Raw genomic sequence first — 1,249 nt, 5'->3', positions numbered from 1 at the left:
GTGCATCTGAGGGATTTCTCGTTGATGTCTCCTGAGATACGAAGTGGTGATGTGCTTAAAGCAATCGAAATGGCGATTCCAGCAATGGCAATCGAAGAGGCGATCGCTAATACCCAAACTGAAGAGGAGCGCAAGCGATCGCTACCAGCGCAATTAGTGGTAAGTCTCGTAATTGCAATGAGTCTATGGTCAAAAGACTCAATGCGGGATGTACTTAAAAACTTGATTGATGGTCTTTCTGAGGGATGGGTAAAAGTCGGGAAATATTGGCGAGCACCTTGTAAATCAGCAATTACTCAAGCTCGGCAACGATTAGGGGCAGGGGTGATGAGCCAATTATTTCACCAGTTAGTACGACCAATGGCGACTGGTGAGACGATAGGAGCATTTCTAAATGGACTACGAATTGTGGTGATTGATGGCACTTGTTTTGATCTTCCAGATAGCGATGAAAATGCGAGAGTTTTTGGTCGCCCCGGTAGTCGTCCAGGCACACAAGCAGCTTTTCCTAAAATCAGATTAGTCATATTGGTAGAAGCAGGAACGCACATAATATTTGATGCTTTAATGTGTCCATACCGCATAGGAGAACGAGTGCGGGCATTAAAATTATTACGCTCTGTGACATCAGGGATGTTGTTGATGTGGGATAGGGGATTGCATTCGTATGCAATGGTACACGCAACAGTGTCTAAGGGGTGTGATTATTTAGGGAGAATTCCTGCCAATGTTAAATTCCTTACAGAAAAATCGTTGCAAGACGGTTCTTATCTGTCATCGATTTACCCATCTGGAAAGCTACGAAAAAAGGGTTGTCAGCCAATATCAGTACGAGTTATCGAATACACAATTGAGCATCCTGATAACCCAGAAGAACAAGTAATATATCGCTTGATTACTAGCCTTTTAGACATTCAACAATTTCCGGCTGAATTCCTGGCTAGAGAATACCATCAGCGTTGGGAGGTTGAAAATACGATTGATGAATTGAAAATACATCTTTTGGGGCGAAAAACTCATGTTCGTTCCCAAAACCCACGCGAAGTCGTGCAAGAAGTATACGGTTGGCTGTTGGGACATTGGTCGGTCAGAATGTTGATGTTTCAAGCTGCAACCAGTGCCTCTGTTCCTCCATTGCGTCTGAGTTTTACAGGAACATTACGGGTCATTCGTCGTGCTATTCCTAAATTTCAACATTTGCAACCAGAAGAATTCCCCCTTTTTTGGATTGGTTAACCCTAGAGATTCT

Annotated in this window: 1 protein-coding gene; it reads left to right on the top strand. The window is 43.4% G+C overall.

Going from position 1 to position 1,249, the window contains the following annotated elements; genetic code table 11:
* Entirely contained in the window at positions 1-1,236 is a 1,236-nt protein-coding gene (locus V7K49_RS04965) for an IS4 family transposase (RefSeq protein ID WP_335204734.1), read from the top strand.
* Positions 1,237-1,249: the final 13 nt, after the last annotated feature.

The sequence above is a fragment of the Nostoc sp. genome, from assembly GCF_036919675.1.
Lineage (GTDB): Bacteria > Cyanobacteriota > Cyanobacteriia > Cyanobacteriales > Nostocaceae > Nostoc.
The sequence above is the reverse complement of the archived record's forward strand: the minus strand, read 5'-3'. Positions and strand labels throughout refer to the sequence as shown.